Genomic DNA, 22,428 nt, shown 5'->3' with positions numbered 1-22,428 from the left:
TTTTAGAATATAAGACGGAAGCCAAATTGTAGTTGACGTGGGCGGAATGCTCCAGCAAAGCGATCTGGAGTAGCAATAAAGCGTCCATCCTCTTGAGGTGGCAAGTTAAAACCGTTTGGCCCGGGTGGAAAAACTCGATTTACATCGCTAATATTAAGACGATTAAAGAGGTTAAATGCTTCAAAATAGCCAATAAGTTTTACATTTTCACCTGCCCTAATAGAACGTGCAACACGCATATCAACACTGGCAAATCCTGGCCCGCGTCCCGCATTACGTGCAATAGCACCTGGCCGGTCTGCTGGTGCTGCTGTATCACCATTACCATCAAAGTCTGCACCTGCTAACAAATTAAAAGGTTGTCCAGAGCTTAAAGTAATAATTGAAGAAACTAAAAAATCTCGTAGGAAAAGATTCTTAAGCGAAGATGTATCATAATTACCAGAAAATACAAATCGTCCACGAACATCTTGCAAGGATAAAGCTCTTTCACCACCAAGATTTAGTGGGTCTTTTAACTCTAAAATATCAACACGAAGAGCATCAATATAATTATCTATAGTTTTAGAAACAGTAAAGTGTGTGAGAACAGAAAAGCGTTTTGGCAATCTAGCAAAAAAGGCTACAGTTCCTGCGTGATAATAGCTATCTCCAGAGGTTTCAAAGCTGATTAGCTCGCCACGAGTTGGGTTTACACGACCTGTAATTGCACTCATAATTGGATCATTTGGTACAGGTCGCACTACAGGGTTAATATTGCGAGCTAAAAATATTTTTAACCCTCTAACCATTTGATAACTAGCCGACAGTCCATATTTATCATTAAATACATAATTTACACCAAAATTCACTTGCTGAGCATAACCATTACGTAAGTTAGAATCTAGTACAGTATCTCTAGCAAGTTGAGGAGTAATAGCAACTTGTGAAGGAACTGATGTTCCTTCTGGAAAACGTCTGCCAGGTAAGTTAAATGGAATTATCGAGAATGGGAAAGGTAGGACAGGTGTTACAACTGTTTTACCATCAAGAAATCGTGTAACAGTAGCTGGAGAAAATTGTGTAGCAACATGGTAGATACCATAAGAACCAAAAATGCTTAAATGTTCATTTTGTCCAGGTCTATAAAAAAAAGCTAGACGAGGGCTAAAATTACCACTATTTTTTGGAGCAAACCGTATTCTTTCTTGGTCATAACGTAAGCCAGCTTTAATTAGTAGATTTGGCCTAACACGAAAATCATCTTGAAAATAAGCAGAATAATAATCATAACCAACTGATGTAACTGGCCTACCAAAGCCTTGTAGAAAAGTAAGAGGAATAGGTAGTTGTGCTAGAGGTAATCCAGCAGGAAAACCAGGAAACTGTACAGGTAGTATTCCAGAAGCAGCAGCAAGAAAAGCTAGTTGTGCAGGACTACGTCGGGTTGGATCTAAAAATTCTTCTGCTGTAAATCTAGGCAACCCAGGAATGCCTAGAGCTTGAGAAAAATCTAATGGAGTAAATACTGCTAAACCTCCAAATAAAACTGGTGTAGAAATTTTTCCATCCGGTATACGAACAAAAAGAAAATCGAGTCCAGTCTTAAATTGGTGTCGCCCTTTACTAAAAGAAATATTTTGAACAGCTTCATAGGTACGAGTTAAACCTGTTGTAGGGAGTAATGGATCGCGTCCCACGGTGACTAAACCATTGGCACTAAATATATTTAATGATGGGCCATTTGCATCTATTGGTCTAGTAACAGCGTCTCTACGGGTAAATAGAAATCTAGTCTCATAAACTATATTACTAGTAGGATTAATAAATGTATTATTAACTGCTATAGTATTATCATTTAAGTCAAGTATCCCGCCAGCAGTAGCATCTCTACTACCACCAAAATTTTGCCGCGCACCATTGTAAATACCACCATAGTTATAACGAACTGTTAAACGATCATTTTGGCTAACTTGAAAATCTGCCCTAGCTAAAACACGTGAAGAACTTTCTGAAAAAGGAATTGGGCCATTTGTAGCAAGTATTCCTAACCGTCGTATTGATTGAACAAGTTGGTCATTTATAGTAACGATATTATTTTGTTTTAATGATAGTCTTTCAAAAGATGCAAAATAAAACGCTTTGTCTTTTTTTATAGGCCCACCCAATGTACTACCAAATTGGTATTGGCGAAATTCTGGCTTAAATGGTGAAAAAGCATCTCTAGCACTAATTGAATCATTGCGGAAGAAATTATAAAGCGTTCCATGTATTTCATTTCCTCCGCCTTTAGTAACAATATTAACAATTCCTCCTATTGAGCGTCCAAATTCAGCAGAAGAATTTGCCCCTACAACTTGAAATTCTTGCACAGCATCTTGGCTAAAAGTGCTTCGGACACTACCATTTCCTTGCTCATTATTATCTACTCCATCAATACTAACATTATTATTACGAGCAGATTGTCCATTAAATGAAAGACCTGAACTAGCAGTAGCACCTGTAGCAGAAACTCGGTCTGGAGTGACTCCAGCAGTCGTTAAAGTAAAGTCTAAAAAGTCACGTCGGTTTATTGGTAAATTAGCAATATCATCTACTGCAATATTGGTAGCTTTTTCTGTTTTATTTTCAACAGAAATTCCACCTGTTGCTTCTACCACTATAACATCACTTACAGTACTTGGTTGTAACGTAAACTTACAGACTCCAGTTGTACCAATATCTAATGTAGTTTGAAAAACTTTGCCAGAAAAACCATCAGCACTAGCTTTAATTTCATATTCACTTGGAGGTAGCTGATTAATTAAAAATGAACCATCTTCGGCACTAACTACTTCACGAATTTGATTAGTTTTTATATCTCTAGCTGTAACGGTTGCCCCACCAATAACACCTTCTTGATTATCACGTACCACACCTGTTATTGAAGATGTAGTACCTCCGCTAGATTGTGCATAAATAGGATTAACACACAGCAAAAGGACTACCAAAATAACAGCCGTCATTAATAGACGAACACCCTTTAAGGCCATCTTTGCTTATCTCCTTCTAGTTATATTATTTTGAATTTAGATTTTGTTTTTATATAGAATTTAACTGAAATTCTACGTAACGTTTGGTAAAAAAGCAAAAGCTAAATAAAAATTCAGCCACAGTTATTGCTGTGGCTGAAAGCTTTTGGAGTTTAAGTTGTTAAATAAATCAGTTAAAACTGACTTGGGTTAATATTTTCTCTAAAGTTAGTAAAGAGAATGTATTGTAGATTTGGTGTTCCTGGTGGTAAACGAGCAACACTAGTAAATGCTGTATTAAATGTATAGTCACGAGTAGGAGGACTATATACTGTAGTACAACATTTAAAGTTACCATTGGCTTGGAAACTATCCCAACCATCAATGATTGAACCACAGTAACTTAGTTTATCATTACCCCAATCTTCTAAGTATCTTAAGAAGTTATGTACACCACCATAGAGGCGAACATCATCTGGTTCTGTACCAATTGCTCCACTAGTTCCTTTAACTCCCCATTTAACAGTATCTGTAGCACCAACAAATAGGCCATCTCGTACACGTCCAGTAAAAGCAGCAAATCGATATTGTGTACTAACAGCAACACGTCCACCTTGATTATAAGGAGAGGTAAAGCTATTAGAATCTCGCCAATCTTTAGATAACAATGTAATGCTATCAGAAATGATTGCAGCAGGAACTTCATTGCCTAAGTAATCTGTAGCTACATTTGCAGTAGCTCCTGTAGTGTTTTTTACATTAGTAGTATTATAGTTACCAAGAACATAGGCATGATTTTCTGTTGCTATTGTTATACCACGATTTAGATTTAAACCTTTATTATTAGGAATAGAGTTGGTACCAGAAGCGGTTAAATCAGTACCATTTGACAATCGAACACCACGACGAAATAGACTTTGTTGTAATGCCACTGTACTATCATCAAGGCGCACTCTAGTAAGATTAGTTACATTATCCCCAGTACTACGGAATAACTCCACAGCAGCACTAATATTTATTGGAGGAGGTAGTTTAGCAGGAGCCCCTGTAGCTAAGCCTTGTCTGCTATTTGGGTGCCAAGGCCCTTTGGTAATAGCGTCTACTCTATCAATAAATTCATTTGGTAGACCACCTTCTGTATTGATTAGATTTTTTCCTAAGTCAACAAAAGGAAATTCAATAGTTCCGTTGTCATTAGTATCTTCTATTTCAAATAAAGTTTCATTTGGCCCACCTGGAATATAAGGTCTGCGTTGTCCAGCAACAACAGTGTTAGTGTTACCATAAATTGCTTCATGGTCATATTTACCAAAATTATTCATTTCTGGGTTAGGAGGATTGTTTGGATTAAGTAAGTTAATTGCATAGTTATCACCGCGACGGTCAGAAAGATAAATTATCCAACCATTTGTTTCACTAGCAATATTAGAGGCTCGGAAAGAAAATCCACCAGCAGCAAAATCTGGATCAAAAGCACCTGTAAGAAGTCTCTTTAGATTTTGCATATCTATATCAACTAAAGAAATAACACCATTAACAGGTATATTGGCCGGGCCTGCTGTATCTAATGGGCTACCTTCACGTTGATCATACATATTTATTGGGTAGGTAATAAACATGCCATCTTTCATTAACTTATCTGTAACACCAGCATAAATAATTGGAGGTGTATCACTATTTTCTGGTTTGTTACGGATGTTATCTACTAAAGGAGCAGTAATTAGCGGATTTGAAGGATCGCCATTACCATTTCCACTAAGTTGAGTTACTCCATTAACTACTAAATTATTTCTATTGTTATTTGTTAAAGCACCTGCAAACCCTCCATCACTTCTACCAATAACTGTTGCTGTTGGAGTTGTTGCAAGCATAGAAACACGTTGAAGACGAATTACAGATTTCCTATCATCCAAATTACCATAAGCTTGTAATGCTGGATCTGCTGGATCTACATTTTTAACATTACGCAACTCTGTAAGATCATTGGTGTTATCATAACTAGTTACACCTAAAGCTAGAATTTCTTTTGTTACATCATTAACTACAATAGAACCATTGTCTAATCGTGTAACAGTTTCAATTTTGATCCAGCCCTTCATCCTATGACCATTGATTCGAGAAGCTTGATAAGCACCTAGGCTTTGTGGTTTATAGCCTAAACGTCCATCTGTATAAGTAACATTAGTAATAGGATCTTTTGAAGCATCTAATTGAACACCACCATTTCCACCAGGTAATTGAGCTTGAAGATCACTAATACTAATACGTAGTCCTGCTTTATTAAAGAAACGGGATTGAGCAAGTATATTTGTAGTTGGATCTTCGCTTGGAAGGCCACGACGAATAATTTCTATAGGTCGGTTATTAGTATTTTGAATAGGTAGTTTTAGTGGTGGGGCATTAAAGAAAACTTGTCCCGGTAAATTAGTTTTAATAAAGTTCTCAAAAGAAGTTTTATTGGATGTCCCTACTGGATGGCCTGGACGAGGATCAATTGTTGTATTTGGGCCACCTACTACACTACCTAAAGTTAAATTTTTATAACTAGAAGATGGAGGAAAGAAAATCTGTACACTTCCAACAGCTTGACTTCTATCAGCACCATTTCTTAATTTTCCATAAGTAAATTGTCCGACGGTTGTCACTCGATCAGCAAACTTAGTAGCACTATTAGGTGTAAGATAAACATCTCGGTTAGAGTGCATACGACCACCAAAATTAAATGGAGGCCCATTATAAAACTCTAAATGCCTAGTAGAAAAAATACCAAACTGAAATATAGGAATTAAATTGTTATATAAACTACGGGTAAGCTGTACAGTTACACCACTTCCAGTAGTAGTAGTAGCAGTAAAAATATATTCCTCTCGCAAAGCTTTTAACCCCGAGTATGGGCCGTTGGTAAGGTCTATTTCTGGATCAACAAGTTTGCGGTTTCTAATATTTGCATTAATAACTGTACCATTTTTTGCTAGATTTGGGTCATTAGCCAAAGCTTTTGCATTATTTACAATTGCATCAAGTTGTGCTTGTGAAGGAGCTAGATTAGCAGTAAAGATATCAGAGAATTCCTTGCTCATCTTTTCTAGGCCAGCATAAGAAAGATAGAAAGCATTTTTTGTTACAGCATCATTATTTATGCTAATAGAAGAAGATGTAGTATTAATCAAAGCGGTAGAAACAAAAACAGTCAATAAAGCCAGGATCAAAGCAGAAATTAGTAAAGTTGCTCCCCTTTGATCCTGTCCTATGGGTTTAAAGTATTTTTTAATAAAGTATTTAATCATAAGTTACCCTCCTATGAGCAACTAACTAGCATTTTGGTTAACTCGATAAACGATGTTTCTTGGTGCAAAAGATGCCTGTACACCAAAGCGTGCTGGTTGGGCATTTCTGCGGTCAATTTCTGTAGAACGTAAAATTAAATTAACATTTACTAGCCGAATATTTTGTAGTGCAGCAAAATCATTTGTATCAGTTGAAGGGTCAAGTTCAATATCATTACTAAGACGAGCAGGATCAGTTGAAGTAGATGGAACAAACAACTTAAATGATACCCAAAAGCGTTCTACATTTTGACACACTGGATCATTAACAAAGGCATTTCCAAGCGTTCCTGTAGCTTCTGGTTGATAAGTATAACGACGGCGAATTAGGTCTTGAGTTAGTGGATCAACCATATAAGTATAAAGCATTATTCTAGTAGCTGTAACCAACCCACCAGCAGGATCACCTGGAACTTCAGGAAGTAGATCTAAAGGAAAAACTTGGCTAAGTGCAGCATCTTTTTGAGCTTCTAATGCAGCTATTGCGGCTGTTGCAGTAGCAGGATCTAAAGCACCAATTTGAGCATTTAGATTATTTATATTGGCTATAACAGCATTTATATTAGAGGTTTTTTTATTAAATCCAATTACATCTGGAGCAAATTCTAAACTAGTTGCAGTAACATTGGAAACTACTGCTAATACAACACTTTGGCTATTACTACCTCCTGTTAGCTTAAATATATCACCTACTCTAACAGTAGAAGTATCAAAAACCCTTCTAAAATAAATTGGGCTACCCATATCATCTTGGCCTTCAAGAAAAATTTGTCCTGCTGGGCTAACTGGATCTGGATCTCCCAAGTTTAGTGTGGAAGTAGTACGGTTCCAAACTCCTTGAAACTCAACATCTGCACTAAGGCTTTTAGCTGTATCATCAGGAGCAGGAAGAGGGATTGTTCTACCAATGTCTTGAAATCCTTGTTCTGAACCAGCAAGAAAAAATTCATCTTCATAGGCAATTGTTACTTTATCGGCACTACCATTTTCTAAGGCGGTTTGTCCACCTCCATTAGCACCATTGCCTAAAGCTGTTGCTCTTCTAACTGGAAGTAATGAGAACAAAGGTTGTTTATTATCACTTGGAGTAGGTACATTAATAGCTGTGTTGGTTGGGTTAGTGCCTCTGATTTGCTCAAAAGCATTTAATGAAACACTTGGGCCAACAATACCTAAACCACCCGCAATGCCTATTAGGTAAGAGTCTCCACTATTAGTAATATCTCTTTCTAGGAATTTTAAGGCAACGCGGGAACTTTGTTGGACTTCATTAAGGTTTGTATTTACTTGAGAATCAAAATTAGCAAGTCTAATTAATTGACCACTCAAAACAACAACAATTATAAAAACAACTGTTGTGACTAAGAGTTCTACTAAACTAAATCCTTTTATATTAAAAGTTTTTTTAAAGTTTTTATTTAACATGTGATTTTCTCCTATTAGATAATCACTAATTTACGTAGGTGAAAAATAATAATTTTGAGTTTTCAAAAATCAACCAGTTAAACTAGTTGGATAGGAACCAAGTACCAAATTAAGTCTATATACTCCTCTATCATTTGGCTGTGTTGAGCCTGGAGGATAAATTTCTACAGAAACTTGTTTTAAGGCATTGTTGCTACCTGCAACAGGAATAACTAAAATTCTATAACCATAACCTTGTTGAGTTAGGTTAAAAATAGATTCTGTTGTACGGTCAAATTTTTGTTGTCCAACAGCAAGTGCAGGATTTGGGCCAACAGAAAAAGTTAAATCTCCTACATCATCGCTAGTACCATAAATATTATCTGGGCCTGGAGCTAAAATAGGTCGGCGTACATTGGCACCAGCAAAAAACTGTTTCCAATTTAGTAAAATCTATTATTTCTGATTCTCTAGCAACAATAATAGTTTCAGTTATTGTTGTAGCAAGTGTTTTACAAAGAGTTGTTTGACGAATAGTTTCATTACTACGAATAGATAAACCTAAAAGTCCTGCTAAACCAAGTAATGCTGTTAAAATAACTCCAATAGAAATAATTAATTCTACTAAGGAAAATCCTGATCTATGAGAAAGCTTAATTAAACTTTTCATAATAACTACTTAAAAATTCTTACTGCCTGTGCGAAAAGTAGTACCATCGTAATACCAGGTCTTAACACCACCTGTTGAACCATAAAGACTAACCACTCTGGTTAATTCTGATCTTTGGGTTGTGGTACATGCATTAGGAGCATCTGCAAAAAAGAAAGATCCTCGAAATGGATTGCTACCAGGGAGTGGAAAATAATTTCCACTAGTAACAGAGCCATCAATATTAAAGAAAATTGTTGCTGTATCCATTCCCATAAAGTCAGCTAGCTGAAAAGTATCTTGAGGAGGCATATTTGCTGCTATAGTTAATGGGATATTTGTTGGTAGAGCAATAGCAACATCTTGAGGTAGGTATTCTACACGAACTACATTTGTTACAGGTGGGGTTTTAGTAATATCTATACTGTTTATAGTTAATACATTTCTATTACCTGAACTATCTGGAACACGGCTAATTGTAACTGAATGAGGTACCCGATTAGTAATTGCACGTTGTCGAGCTTGTTGTATTAAAGAGGTTGCTACATTAGCTGCTTTTACAGTTTTGATATTTGTTCTAACACCACGAAAACCAACAATAGCAACAGTAGTTAAAATTAGCCCTATTGTCACAACTACCAAAACTTCTATTATAGAAAAACCTTTTAAATTTGCTTTTTGAAAGACCATATTTTATGCCTTTCTCTTTAAGAAAGATTTATTAAAATAAATAAATTAGATAAACTCTATTTAGTTGGTTGATTAGATTGACCATCAATAACATTGTTGTTATTTGATGATGTTTTTGTTGTTAAAGTAATAGTTTCTGCTTCTGGACTAGTAGCAATAAGCTTTCTAGCTTGTAGGTCTACTTTCCAAGAAATTTCTTTTCTTCCATCTTGTTTATAAACAAATTTAACAGTCTGGAAGTTACCTTCAGCTTGTTCAATTTTCCAACCTAAAATTTGCCAAGTTCTTCCATAAGTAATATTTAAGTTAGTAGCTAAAGCTTCTTCAATTGTTAAACCTGTAAGCTTAGAAGCAGAGTTTCTAACAAAACTAGCTACTTCATTAGCACCATCAACAAATTGTTCTTCTACCTGTGTTTGGTCAGTAGAAACTTCTGTTGTTTGTGTATTTGTTAAATCACTAGTTTCATTAGCTCTTGATAAAAAAGTATATGTTGCTGCCGCTGCTGCAAGTACTAAAGTAATAGCTATTGATAAGACTACTTTTATTAAAGAATTGTTTTGTGAGGTAGTTGTTTTTGAAGAATGAAAACTAGATTTTTACTTTCTGTTTTTATATTATCTATTTGTTTTTGCCCAGATAAAGTTGGCATATTTTTATTATCAACTTTGTCAACAAAATCACTTTTAGATAAAGGGTTAGATAAAGGGGCTGTTTTTGCTTCAAAATCTTCTAAATTCTTAAGTAGATCTATTCCTATTTGTTGCTCTCCATAAACATTGTCAACATCAGTCAAAGTTTGTGTTTCTCCTGTTATTGGATCAAAAGAAACATCATCATAATTATTTAAATCATTAGGTGATTTAGACATAGTTTTAAAAAGAAAATAAAAATAAATTTATAGAAAAATTAAAGAGATTTTATTTATGATTAGGGCTAAGAATTTATAAATTATGTTGTTCGAGAAATTAAGCAAATCTATATATTGAGATTAGCTCCATAGTTTAGCACAAACATTAATGCTTTTTAATGGTTTTTAGCAAAAATTTTTATGTTGTTAGGGGAAGCAAGAGAAAGACACTTTAATTATTAATTGTAACTTAAATAACTCTACTTGTTTAGTAGTAAATTAAGGGATAGATTGTTTCTTAAACTCTTCATGGCGTTTGCGAGCTATTTCTAAAAGTTCGGTAAATTCTTTTTCCTTACGCAAATTATCTAGTAATATATCTTGTAAAAAATAAGGATAGCAAAAAAACCTTTTTCAATACTTAAGCGAAGCATTGCTAAAGCGGAAGGTATGTCTTCTAAAACTGCATAAGCTTGAGCAATTTTATAAATTGCTTCTCCATCGCTAACACCACTACTTCTGATTTTTTCTTCACTATTTTTAATTAGTTTTAGTGCTTCTGCATTTTTACCTTCAATAGATAAACTAAAAGTTTTGCCTATTTGAGCAAAAATTTGATCTGGGGTAAGTCTATAAGCTTCATCAAAATGTTTTTTTGCACTAGAAGAATTGTGCAAATAATAATCTGCAATACCTTTATAAAAAATAAAATAAGAATCATTTCTATCAGGTAAACTATCTAAGAATTTACGATATTCTCCTGCATATAAATAACTATTAAAAGTGCGATTCATTACACCTGCATCTAACTCTACGGCTCGTTCTCCTGCTTCAATAGATTCTTTTATTAGTCCACCATAGCGATAAGCATAACTTAATTCCCAATAAGCTGCCGCATATTGAGGTTTTTTTCTAATAACCTCTTTTAATCTACTAACAGCTTCTTGAGCCTTTCCAGTATCAGTTAGCAATGTAGCACTAAAAACACGTGCCTCAATTTGTTCTGAATCTAATTCTATTGCCTTATCATAAGCTGCCTGAGCTTTAATATAATATTCTTGCCCGCTATATTCAGCCGTAGCAGCAGAAGCATAGCAAAAACCTAAGTATGCCCAAGCCTGAGCAAAATTAGGATCCAAAGCAACAGACTTTTCTAACATACTTCTAGCTTCAGAAAAATTATTAGCAGACTTTACCATTAAATCTATGCCTTTTAAGCAATATTCATAGGCTAAAGAGTTGATAAAAACATCCCGATTCAACCTTTTTACTTCATCATCTGTAAGCTTTATTTCTAATTCTTTAACAATTCGGTCAGCAACCTTTGTTTGAACTGTTAGTAATTTTTCATATTTTAAGTCCAGACTACCTACCCAAATTACTTTATCATTTTCTACATCAACAAGTTGTGTATGAATTCTTAGCTCTTCGCCTTCTTTTAAGAAACTTCCCATTAAAAGAGTATTAACTTTTAGCTGACTAGCAACTTCTTTAATATCAATATCTTGATTACGATACTTACTTATAGCTGAAGAAGGTCGCAAGGTTAAAGAGTCAACATAACCAAGTTTATTAATTACAGCATCTGCTAAGGAAAAACTTAAAAAGTCTGTATCTGGATCATCTTTTAAATTACGAAAAGGTAATATAGCTAAACTACGTGCTTTTTTATTATTTTGTAAATTCTTATAAAATACAAAATACCCTGCTAATGTTCCAGTAAATATTATTACTAAAGCAATTAAAGGTATTAGGCGTTTTTGCTTATTCTTAGGTTTATCTATAAAATTATTATTTATAGTAGTTTCAACAGCAGTTAAGCTTTTATCTGTTTTATCTTTACTAGAAGGTGTAGTAGTTTCGCCACTAGGGTTAGTATTTTCTGAGTTGTTGCGGTTTAGCTCTTTTTCAAAATTTAAGCGTTGCTTTAAGCTCTTTAGATCTAGCAACATATCTTTAATAGTTTGATAGCGTTCTTCCCTATCCTTACGTAAAGCTTTTTGAACAATTCTTTCTAATTCAGAGTCAATTTCCGCTACATGTTGACTTAGGGGTAAAGCTTCATGCTCTAAAACCGAAACAATAATGTCTGTATTTGTAGCACCATCAAAAGGTACTTTACCAGTAATCATTTCATAAAGAACTACCCCAAAACTAAAAATATCTGTTCGTGCATCTACAAATTGTCCACGAGCCTGTTCTGGAGACATATATTTGGGTGTTCCCATAATTTTTCCAGATTCGGTATTAATCCCAGTATTATCTTTATTTCCATTTGCTTCTGTAAATTTTGCTAAACCAAAATCCAGAATTTTTACGTAACCATCTGCACGTAGCATTATATTTCCAGGCTTAATATCTCGATGAACAACCCCTGCTGGATGGGCAACAGCTAGAGCATTAGCAATTTGTACAGCAATTTTTAGTATTTCTTTTAGAGTTAGTCCTTGTTGGATTTTTTGTTTTAGAGTTAGACCTTCAATATATTCTGTTGCAATAAATTGTATGCCTTCAAAATCTCCAATTTCATAAATAGTAAGAATATTAGGATGGTTTAAGGCTGAAGCTGTTCGAGCTTCCTGCTCAAATCTTTTAGTCCTTTTTGGGTCTTGAGTAATTTCTTTTGGTAGTAATTTCAAGGCTACTTTACGCCCTAAACGCGCATCTTCAGCTAAATAAACTTCTCCCATTCCACCTTCAGCTAATTTTTTTAAGATTTGGTAGTAAGAAATTTTTTGGCCGGCTTGAAGTTCTAAAGAGTCAAATTGTCCATCTTCAGTAGTAGTTATACCATATTTACTACCCACCAAAGAATATTGTGTACTTAAATCAGGAGAAGGGATAAATTCTAGACTCTCTAATTCTCTCTTTAGCTCCAAAGCTGATTGCTGGCGGTTTATAGGTAGAGGAGAAAGCCCTTTATGAACAATTTCATTTAATCTTGAAGAAATATCTGGTCTTAATTCTTTTAAGGGCCTAGCAAGCGAAACCGTTGCGGCTGGAACAACACCTGCTAACATTTCATAAATCATTAGACAAATACCAAAAATATCTGACCGTGCATCTACAGCATTGCCCAGAAATTGTTCTGGTGTCATATATTTTATAGTACCTATTAGTTCTTCATGCTCACTAATATTTTCTTCGTTATCACCTAGTTGAAGCAGTTTAGCAATACTAAAATCTAATACTCGTACAAGTATTTCACCATCAGCTAATTGTTCAATCATGATATTTTCTGGCTTTAAGTCACGATGAACTATGCCTTGTAAATGTGCAGCATAAAGGCCAGCACACATTTGTTTAGAAATAAGCAAGGCTTGTCGCTCAGTAAAATATCCTTTATCCTCCATCATAGTACGTAATGACATGCCTTCGATATACTCCATTACTATATAAGGAGTATGTTCTATAGTAATACCAAAGTCTGTTACACCAACAACATTAGGATGACGTATTTTAGCAAGCGATTCTGCTTCACGCTTAAAACGAACTAATTGTGGGGAATTGTGGGCGGGAAAATTCATTAATTTGAGGGCAAAAGTTTTATTTAACTGCAAGTGGGTAGCACAAAAAACACGCCCCATGCCACCTAAACCAATTAAAGAGTCAAGTCTGTATTTTCCATCAATAACCGTTCCCAAGACTGCTTCAATTGATGGTCTCATAAATTTATCTAACAAGCCTCAAAATAAAACTTTTTTAAGGAAAAACCCATAATACCTGCCGCTAAAAGTTTAGGCAACTATCTAAAGCCAAAATTATTTTTTCCTTATAATTTTTACTCAAATTCGTCTTCTATAGTATCTCTATATTCATCTGCCATACCTGGGTGATTATGCCGTTCAGCAGCCGAAATCCCTAACTCAAAAACTTTTCGTGCCTCTTCCATACGTCCAAGCCTTAACAAAGAATGTCCCCAAATTCGATAAACTGCTCCCTCATCATCAGCTAATTTTATGTAGCTTTCTGCATATTCAGCGCATTTTTCTAATTCACCTAATTTATAGTAAGTATCTGCTAAACCATAATGAACAAAAGCGTCTTTGGGATTTTGTGTTAGTAACTCTTGTAGTGAAGCAAGTCTTTCTTTAGGCGAAATTGGCACAGTTATAATCTCCTTAAAAACTATCTTATTTATATTCTTTCTTGATTAGAAAGTTTTTTCATTGGTTGAATTAAAAAATGGCCTAATGAAAATAGCCATCTTTCCCGCTTAGCTTCCCAACTAGAACGCTTGCTTATAGCCTCAAATTTGCTTAAGCGTTCCTGCATAAGCAGTCGTTCTTCATCTGTATAGTAACTATATCCAGAAGCACTTTGTTGAAATCTCTCTGATAATACTTTAGTAAATTGTTTTACCAGTTTATTTACCTCTATAGGTTCTTTAGTAGAAAGAACTATAATAATTTCCTGTATACGTTTTACAGGTGTTTCTACGGCTAACATATCTTCTAGCAAATAAGCTTCTGGTTGTTGCCAACTAGTAATTTGATAAGAAAGTTGGACATAGCGCATCATTGAAAGAAGAAAGCGTAAAAACCCTAGTCTAATTGTGCCTTGACGCGAAAAAGCCATCAATAATTGCAAGCGTCTTTCTAAAACCTTCCGACGTACTGAACCACTAGCTAAAGTATTTAAGCTAATCCAACGTTGATATTGGTCAACCAAACTATTTCTTTCTGCACTACTATGTTTAAGTAATAATATAAATAAGATTTGTTGCAACCGTAAAATAGTAGTTTCTGGATTTTTCCATTCATTTAATATACGTTCATGGGTTAATTCCCAGTCATCTATTTCACTTAGTATTATTCCATAAGACGATATAGAGATAGGATCACTTTGTTCTAAGTCTTTTAAGCCAGCAGTAATGCTATTAAACCATTGTTCTTTTTCTTGGTCATTAAGCCCAATAAGAAGACTAACTCTTTGCCTTAAGTTTTGCAAAAAGTTTGTTAAAGATGCTATTTCTTCAACTATTCTGCCCTTTTCAACCATTTCAATAGAAGCTCTTAAGGCTTGCTGAACTATGGTTTTATCTTTAGCATCTGGGCTAACTGCTGTTAGTAGTGCCTCTAAGGTATATTCTGATAGAGGCAACTCACTTTGTGATAAAAATATACGTGTTTGTACTGCATCAAGAGTAAAAGTAGCTGTATTATTTTGTTTTACAGACAAATTGCTTTCACTAGCAGACCTAGATAAAACACTTAAATCTTCTTTTACCTTAATAATATCATCTGATTTTTCAGGATTAAAATTAAGTAAGGCTTGATGAAGTGCAACTAAAAATTGAAGAAATTTTTCTTTTAATATATCTTCAGGCTTAGTTACTTTAGAGATTTTTTCTAGCTTAAAATCTACAGGAAATAGCCCCGGGCCTTGTAAATCAAAAAATGATAAGTGCTTTTCTAATAATCTTTTATAAATATTTTCAAAATGATATCTTTCCAAATCATTTAAGTTACGACCAAAAAACAGCCTTGCATAACCACGAGAACAATCTGTAACTATCTCTTCCCAACTACTATAATCATTAGCTGAAGTAGCACGCCCACGTGCATAGCCATGATCAAAAACTCTACGTAAACTATCCAGGAAAAACAAAGTATCATTCATTAATTTAGAAATAAAGTGTGCTGAATCTGCTCCTTTTTCACGTAAAGAACACCTTTGTTTTAAGCTAAATAGAAGTAGTTCAGATAACATATTTTTTTGTGATAATATATCTGAAGTTTCATCTAAAGGAATATTATTACGACCAGCATAATGCCTAGTACCTTCATCTAAGTTTTCTCTGGCATAAACCTCACCAGAACTTGACTCTAGTACTCTAATAGCTTCATAGGTATAAAAGGAAAGTTCACATAAATCACCAACACGTTTAAGAAAAAAAACTTTGCTACGAATAGTTTTTTGTGAATTTTGGTATTCTCGGCGAAAGGTTTCTACAAATCGATCAAATGACTGATGAATAGCATTACGAAAGATTATTTTTATTTTTGGTAGATAATTTTCTTGTATATTATGGATAAATTCTTCATTTGCAATATTAATAGCATTGTAAGTAACTACTAAAAAATCTTCTATAAATTTAATTAGTGATTCTAGGGAGTGGTCAATACTATGGGCAATATACTCAGAGAGTATATAAGCAACCGGGTGATCATCTCCTTGACTACGTAGTAAAATGCCAGGAATACCTCGTTTTTTTGCCATTGCTTCCAAAGTATATAAAACAGCATTGTTAAAAAGAGTATCACTATCAATTTTATTCCATTTTTTAGCAGAGATTAAAATTGCTAATAGTCCAATTTCTCCACCTCGTTCTAGTAATTTATGCTCACCAAATAAGATTTCTAAAAACTGAGCATCCCCACTAGAGTACATTGCTGTACCACGTTGATCTTTAAGAGCCGTAGTTTTTAGGTCTACCCCTATTTTCTTTGCATTTTGTTGTGGGATTAATGGATGGCTAAGTAGAGTTTGAATAACTTGAACTGCATATTGTTCTACCATTTCATCTATTTCTACAGGGGCAAGATCTGAAAGGTCAGAATGAAAGTCAATAATATCTTGAAGGTTTAAGTCTACGGCAAATTCTGCTGGGCGAACACCTGGAGGAAAATCTGGAATATACTCCCGGCAATAAGGAAGCATTAAGGCTGCGGCACGTAGTTCTAGATCCTGGTTTGACCTTCTAATATAGGGCCAACCCCATTATTTGACGGATAATTTTTTCTACTTCTGTTTTTATTTCTGCAATACTGATTTGTTGTTTAAGAGCATTTCTTAATTCACCAATATCAAGCGTTGTGGTGTGTTTATCTCCTAAATTATTTGGTAAAGATTGTGTTGTTCTTGTTGAAGAAGTTTCACTAACACCACTAAGACTAATACCTAGAGAAGCTAGTTTTTCTTGTAATTCCCGGTCAATATCTTCTTCAGAAGGATTTTCTGTAAGACCAGAGTCTTTTGTTGTACGCAGAAAAACCTTCTTATTTTTGTCATTAGAAGTTTGCATCTTAACCTAGATTACTAAATTCTTGCTTCTTTAAATACAGTGATATTAAAGAAGTTAGATTTGTATTTAGCCAAATAATAACATATCTTACAGCTTTACACATCCGTTAGGAATAAACTATAAGTCTTAAGTTCCTTCATATTAAGCATTTTTTGAAGGTTATAAAAAATAAAATAGATTTTCTAATTAAGCAACTGCTGTTTCTGTATAAGTCAGAACTAGACGACAGAAATAATCATCTAGTAACTGAACTCTAACATCAAAAACAGACTGTTGAATTGTCTCTATTAAATCGTATTCTTGCTTAATACAAAGTAAAATAAACAATGACCAAAGCATTCTTTGCCGATCTGCTATTAATTCTTCTTTATGTGCAGTTACGCCTTCTCTTCCTAGCTGCTCATCTAAAATCAAAATTTCTACTTCTTCGTGCATTTGTTTTAAGAGTCTTAGGTTTAAGTCAAACATTGCCATAAATTTACTACTATAATCTGGATCATCTTGATAGTAAATATTACGGTATTGATAAAACTTTAGATAAATTTCTTCTGCTAATTGTTTAGCCATACCTGTTAAGGCGGCTATTTCATCAACATTGGTTTGCATAAATTTATCAAAAGTATTAAGACCTGCAAACAATATTTTACTTAGTATTTTTTCTGTAACTTCTGGGATTTGTTTTAAGACAAATTTAACAATAAGAATTTCCTTCTTGTCTTCTAAGTCTTGTTCTGAAACAGCTAAAGCAAAGGTTTTTGGTTGGAGTTCTGCTAGTTTTTGGTAAGCAACAATTATTTGCTGGGCAGCCATTTGGTCAAAACTATCTCGGCTTTGTGTTTCTGCTAAGTTTTTATCATCCATTACCAATTTTTCCATATCTTTTACTGCATCAGAAATTTGTTGATACCCCATTTTAGCTGATGCTCCAGAAAGTAAAGAAAAAATTGGCTCAATAATTTCAGTCCATTCTAGCGATGTTGGACGTTCTGCTTCCCAATTACGGTATAACTCTCTAACATAATCTTTCAGCGGTTTTACATAAGCAAGAGCAATATTATCAAAAAGATCTCTAATCATTGCATCTTCTGCATCTGTTAAACCTGTGCCATCTTCTGAACCAAATTCACCTGAACTTACCCCTATACCTGAACCAAGAATTGTATCAAGAGAGCCAAAAACATCATCTAGCATAGATTCATCAAATTCATCTCCACCTTCTAAAGGATCATTACCTAGTTCAATATTTTCAAGTTTTTCTAATGCTGTATTTTCATCAATTTCTGGAGGCGGTGCAGGCAGTGGTTGAAGAGAAGCATCTTCAATACGAAAAGTAAAGCTAATATAATCTAGTAAAGATTGTCGGTTTTCTGCACTAGGGTTTTGTACATAACCAGCAACCCATTCTAATACTTGTTGTCCTATTTCTATATTAACAGAGGTAAAAACTTTACGGCTTTGATAATACTCCAAACAGTAGTTACGCAGTACCCCAATAGCAAAACGTATTACATCATCTTCTATAGAACGCATTAAATCAGCACAGATTTCAGCAAATGTGCGGTAGTAGTTAAACATTACTGGACGGCGTTCTATACGTTGTAAAGTAGCAGTTAGGGTGACTAAACCGCTTTCAATATCAACAAGTTTCTCTTTCTCTTCATCTCCATCAACAATTAACATATTTTGTTTTAAGAAATAAAAGAGAATTTTATAAACATCGTGTTTAGAAAGATGTGTAGCTTGTTGTAAGCTAGCAATATCAGTGTTGGCTATTAAAGCATCCCAAACACGCTGGTATTTGTCTGGTGCATCAGTGTTATTAAAGTTTGTATAGTAGCTATTAACTTGTTTTTGTCGGAATTTAGATTCAGGTAAAACATATTTACCTGCAATTTGTAAAATTTGACCTCGTTGAACAGAACCTTCAGAGATTAAATTTTCTGTAGAGCGACTTATATTAGGCTCACTACGACTAGGAGGAGAATTAAAATAAATCTGTTCAATATCGCGGGGATCTAGTAAAAAAGACCAATAGAAAGCATTATCCCCTTCTAAGTAAAAAGCCCGTACAAAAGCGCGTGTTGCTTGTCCTCGTTCAAAGTCAATTTCGCTTTCTACTCCATCAGTTGTAATAATAGCTAATTTTCCACTACCTGATATTTCTAGGATTTGACATATTGCTTCTGGAATATTTTTAAGTGTTGCGAGTTTTTGGATGTTTTTATCACGAGCATAAAGACCTAATGCTGTAGGTTGAGCAAGTATTTTCTCTGCTTCTTGCGTAAGTTTATGTTTACCCGGTAGAGCTTTTACTATTTCTTTACAAAGTGTTTTTACTGGCTCATTAGCCATATGACCAATAATTTTAAGTAGTTCTGAAGCTGTTTCTTTATCACCTAATAAAGAAAATGTATATTTTATCTTTTGAAGTTCCTTACGTATTTTGCCAGCAATATATTGTATTGTTTTATCAGACAGATAAGCTCTAGGAAATTTATCTATATGTTGGCTTAGTTGTTCTTGTCTTAAACAAGATTCCAACGCAGTTTCTATTGAGCGTTCAGATTCAATAGAAAGTAAAGCAGGTATTATTTTTTGGTAATATTCAGCACTTTGTTTGTCTTTTTCTATTTGAGGCTCAATTATTTTTAAGCGTTCTATTAAACGCTCACAAGCTAAATCTGTGCCTATTGAACCTAGTGTAGTAATAATTTGGTTAATTAATTGGCGTTGTGCTTTGGGCTGCCAATAACTACATAGTAATTCTACAGCTTGATTTTTAACTGTGTCATTGTCAGTTGTAATGCGACCTAAAATATAGGCTAAATTACGTGTATACCACCAAGGTAAACTAGCTGCTTTGCTACTTAGCTCTACTACAAGTATATGGTAAACATCCTTACCATAGCATTCTAGTAGTTTTAATAAGAATCTACGAATACGACGATTAGCTTCTATTTGAAGTTGAACTAAAATTCTTTCTGGCTGCCAATGGTTAAATAAACTAACTATTTGTTTTACTAAAAGACAATTAGCATTATTATTAGCAGCATCTTCTAGCTTTTGCATACTAAATAGTTCTGCTTTATCTTGAAACTTCTTAATTTCTGATAGTTTTAAGTTATTTTGATCGCGTAGTTCTCTAATTATGGTAAAAATTTGTATACTTTGATAAAAGAAATCATCATTAAATAAAGCAATTGCTAAATCTAACATTTGAGTTAGATATAGCTCTATCTTAAATGCTTCTTTCTTTTGGTAGTTATTATATTTATCCGACTCATTAGCAAGTAGAATTTCTTTCTTTTGTTGTTTATCTTCAACTAAATCAACAAAGTCGGAAAATATTTCTTTAACTTTTTCTTGATAACCTGCTATTTGATTACTAGTAGCTTCATCAGCAAAACTATATTTTTTATCAGCAGAAAGGACGCTAAAAGTAGCATTTTTATAAACATCTTCATTAAATTTTTCTGCTTCAACTTTTATTTCTTGGCGTTTTTCTATAACAAAACGTTGATCCCGAATAGTACCTATAGGACGGATATCTTGCCACTTAAACTGTTGAAAAAGAGCAGCTAAATGGGCATTTTCTGGGCTAGGACAAATAGATATTAAAGTTTGTTCAAAGGTAGGAAAAAACTTATGTATTCTTTCAAATTTAACTACACGATAGAAAAAAATATCAAAAACTTTATTACGGGCTGAAACTAGTGAATCTACTATATATTGTTCTTTATTATTTCTGGCCCATTCAAGCACTAAGTAAGCAACTTGTTGTATATCAACTTGACGAATAATAGTAGCAAGTGATTGACCAATCAAAGCTGGGGCGCGTTTGCCGGCTAAAAACATTTGAAAATCTGCAATGGCATATTTTACTTGATTAGGATCTTTTGCTGACATTTTCTCTTCCGTAATAGCAACTCTAAAATTCTTTGCAGTATAGCTTACTGCTAATTATTGTGCCAAGCTATCAAGAATCAATAGTTAATCACAAAATTATATAAGTTAAAATATCTATTTTTCTGTCCTATCAAAATACTGATACTTTTTTACTTAAAACTCAAATTGAACTCTCAATATAAACTACTTATAGATTTTTTTTCATCAAAAAATTACTCTTACAAAGCTGCTTCTTGACCTTTGGCTGCTCTAAGCTATAATTTTGCTCAAACTATTAATTATGGAAACTAACCAACAAATTAAAGATTTAGCAAATAAAAAACCTAAACTAACCAACAAATTAACTTGTTGGTTAATACCTTTATTATTTCTAACTTCAGCTATATTTTTACAATTATCTGCTAGTAGTCACCCTAGTTTAATAGAGAAATATTACCATCAAATAATTTACCCTTATATTGCACAATTTTTAAGCCTAATTAATAAATTAATTTGGTTTTCCTTAGCTGAACTTATACTGTTAGTAATACTAATAGTTTTACCTAGTTGGTTATTTTGGCAAATACGAAAATTTTATCTAAAGAAATCTCCAGCAAAAGAGCTTATTTTAAGTTCACTTTGGAAATTAAGCGTTTTCACTAGCGCAGGCTTACTTCTTTTTCTTTTTCTTTGGGGCCTAAACTACCAAAAACAGCCTTTAGCACAAAATCTTAATTTACCAAGTCGTAAGGTAGACACTAAAGAATTATTAGAGGTTTGCCAAGCATTCATTGAAGCTACTAATGAAAGTTATAGAGAAGCTACCCCACCAACTTTTTACTTAGCTAGTGCAGATAAAGCATTTAATAACAATTTATTAACACCTAAAATTTCTCATAGCCAAATACCTATAACTTGGCAAAAACTAAATGACAATATTGAAAGATCATTTCAAAAAGAACCTTTATTAAATTATTTGGCAAAGGGAAATTATGGGCCAGCTAAGGCTGTCTATCTCTCTACTTTTATGAGCCGTTTTGGAATTTCTGGAATATTTATTCCATTAACCGGCGAACCAAATGTTAATGTTGCACAAGTAGATTGTTCAATACCCTTTACCTTAGCACATGAAAAAGCTCATCAACGTGGTTTTGCTTTAGAAGATGAAGCTAATTTTTTAGCCTTACTAATTTGTATTAAATCTGAAGATTCCTACTCTCGCTATTCAGGTTACTTAATGGCAACAATACATTTACTTAATACTTTATATTTAGTTGCTCCAGAACATTACCAAAACACTATTGAAAAACTTAGCTCCGGGCCAAGGACAGATCTAAAAGCTATGTCTCATTTTTGGAATTACTACTCTGGTGCATTAAGTAAAGTTTCTGAAAAAGTAAATCATACCTACTTAAAAGCTAATCGTGTTCAATCTGGAATTAAAAATTATAATGAAGTAGTGAATCTAATTATTAGTTATTACTTCATACATTTATCTAGTAACGCTAAAAAAAATAATCTTTCTGACTACAAATAATTATTTTTTTGTTAATTTTAGCTAAAATTTAGTCTTTTGAGTGATACGCTTCTATTCAATTGCCGATAAG

General features: G+C 33.8%; 12 protein-coding genes. 1 reads left to right on the top strand and 11 read right to left on the bottom strand.

What is annotated here, in order from left to right:
• Positions 1–2 precede the first annotated feature (2 nt).
• The 11 genes from IPK14_11525 to IPK14_11475 form a co-directional block, all read right to left on the bottom strand.
• The gene (locus IPK14_11525) at positions 3–3,011 is read right to left on the bottom strand and encodes a TonB-dependent receptor (protein MBK7994017.1); all 3,009 of its coding nucleotides are present in this window, start codon (positions 3,009–3,011) and stop codon (positions 3–5) included.
• 173 nt (positions 3,012–3,184) lie between these two features.
• On the bottom strand, positions 3,185–6,277 hold the full coding sequence (locus IPK14_11520; GenBank protein ID MBK7994016.1) for a hypothetical protein: 3,093 nt from the start codon (positions 6,275–6,277) through the stop codon (positions 3,185–3,187).
• A 21-nt stretch (positions 6,278–6,298) separates the two neighbouring features.
• Positions 6,299–7,741, bottom strand: coding sequence for a hypothetical protein (locus tag IPK14_11515; GenBank protein MBK7994015.1), 1,443 nt, complete (start codon positions 7,739–7,741; stop codon positions 6,299–6,301).
• A 358-nt stretch (positions 7,742–8,099) separates the two neighbouring features.
• Positions 8,100–8,390 carry a prepilin-type N-terminal cleavage/methylation domain-containing protein gene (locus tag IPK14_11510; GenBank protein ID MBK7994014.1) on the bottom strand — a complete coding sequence of 97 codons (291 nt, stop codon included), beginning with the start codon at positions 8,388–8,390 and terminating at the stop codon, positions 8,100–8,102.
• A 9-nt stretch (positions 8,391–8,399) separates the two neighbouring features.
• Positions 8,400–9,059, bottom strand: a complete 660-nt coding sequence (locus tag IPK14_11505; protein MBK7994013.1) for a prepilin-type N-terminal cleavage/methylation domain-containing protein — start codon at positions 9,057–9,059, stop codon at positions 8,400–8,402.
• 547 nt (positions 9,060–9,606) lie between these two features.
• Positions 9,607–9,930 (bottom strand): hypothetical protein, encoded by a 324-nt coding sequence (locus IPK14_11500; GenBank protein MBK7994012.1) that lies wholly within the window; start codon positions 9,928–9,930, stop codon positions 9,607–9,609.
• A gap of 347 nt (positions 9,931–10,277) precedes the next feature.
• Positions 10,278–13,577: a protein kinase gene (locus IPK14_11495; GenBank protein MBK7994011.1), complete on the bottom strand. Its 3,300-nt coding sequence runs from the start codon at positions 13,575–13,577 to the stop codon at positions 10,278–10,280.
• A 113-nt stretch (positions 13,578–13,690) separates the two neighbouring features.
• Positions 13,691–14,017 (bottom strand): hypothetical protein, encoded by a 327-nt coding sequence (locus IPK14_11490; protein ID MBK7994010.1) that lies wholly within the window; start codon positions 14,015–14,017, stop codon positions 13,691–13,693.
• A 29-nt stretch (positions 14,018–14,046) separates the two neighbouring features.
• Complete coding sequence (locus tag IPK14_11485) at positions 14,047–16,572, bottom strand: hypothetical protein (protein ID MBK7994009.1); 2,526 nt, start codon at positions 16,570–16,572, stop codon at positions 14,047–14,049.
• A 40-nt stretch (positions 16,573–16,612) separates the two neighbouring features.
• Positions 16,613–16,936: a hypothetical protein gene (locus tag IPK14_11480; GenBank protein MBK7994008.1), complete on the bottom strand. Its 324-nt coding sequence runs from the start codon at positions 16,934–16,936 to the stop codon at positions 16,613–16,615.
• 186 nt (positions 16,937–17,122) lie between these two features.
• Complete coding sequence (locus IPK14_11475) at positions 17,123–20,842, bottom strand: DUF4388 domain-containing protein (GenBank protein ID MBK7994007.1); 3,720 nt, start codon at positions 20,840–20,842, stop codon at positions 17,123–17,125.
• A 262-nt stretch (positions 20,843–21,104) separates the two neighbouring features.
• Between IPK14_11475 and IPK14_11470 the strand changes: the two genes are divergently transcribed.
• The gene (locus IPK14_11470; protein MBK7994006.1) at positions 21,105–22,358 is read left to right on the top strand and encodes a DUF3810 domain-containing protein; all 1,254 of its coding nucleotides are present in this window, start codon (positions 21,105–21,107) and stop codon (positions 22,356–22,358) included.
• Positions 22,359–22,428: the final 70 nt, after the last annotated feature.

This window comes from Blastocatellia bacterium, from assembly GCA_016713405.1.
GTDB lineage: Bacteria > Acidobacteriota > Blastocatellia > Chloracidobacteriales > JADJPF01 > JADJPF01.
Note: the sequence above shows the minus strand (reverse complement) of the source record. Positions and strands in the feature narration are given on the sequence as shown.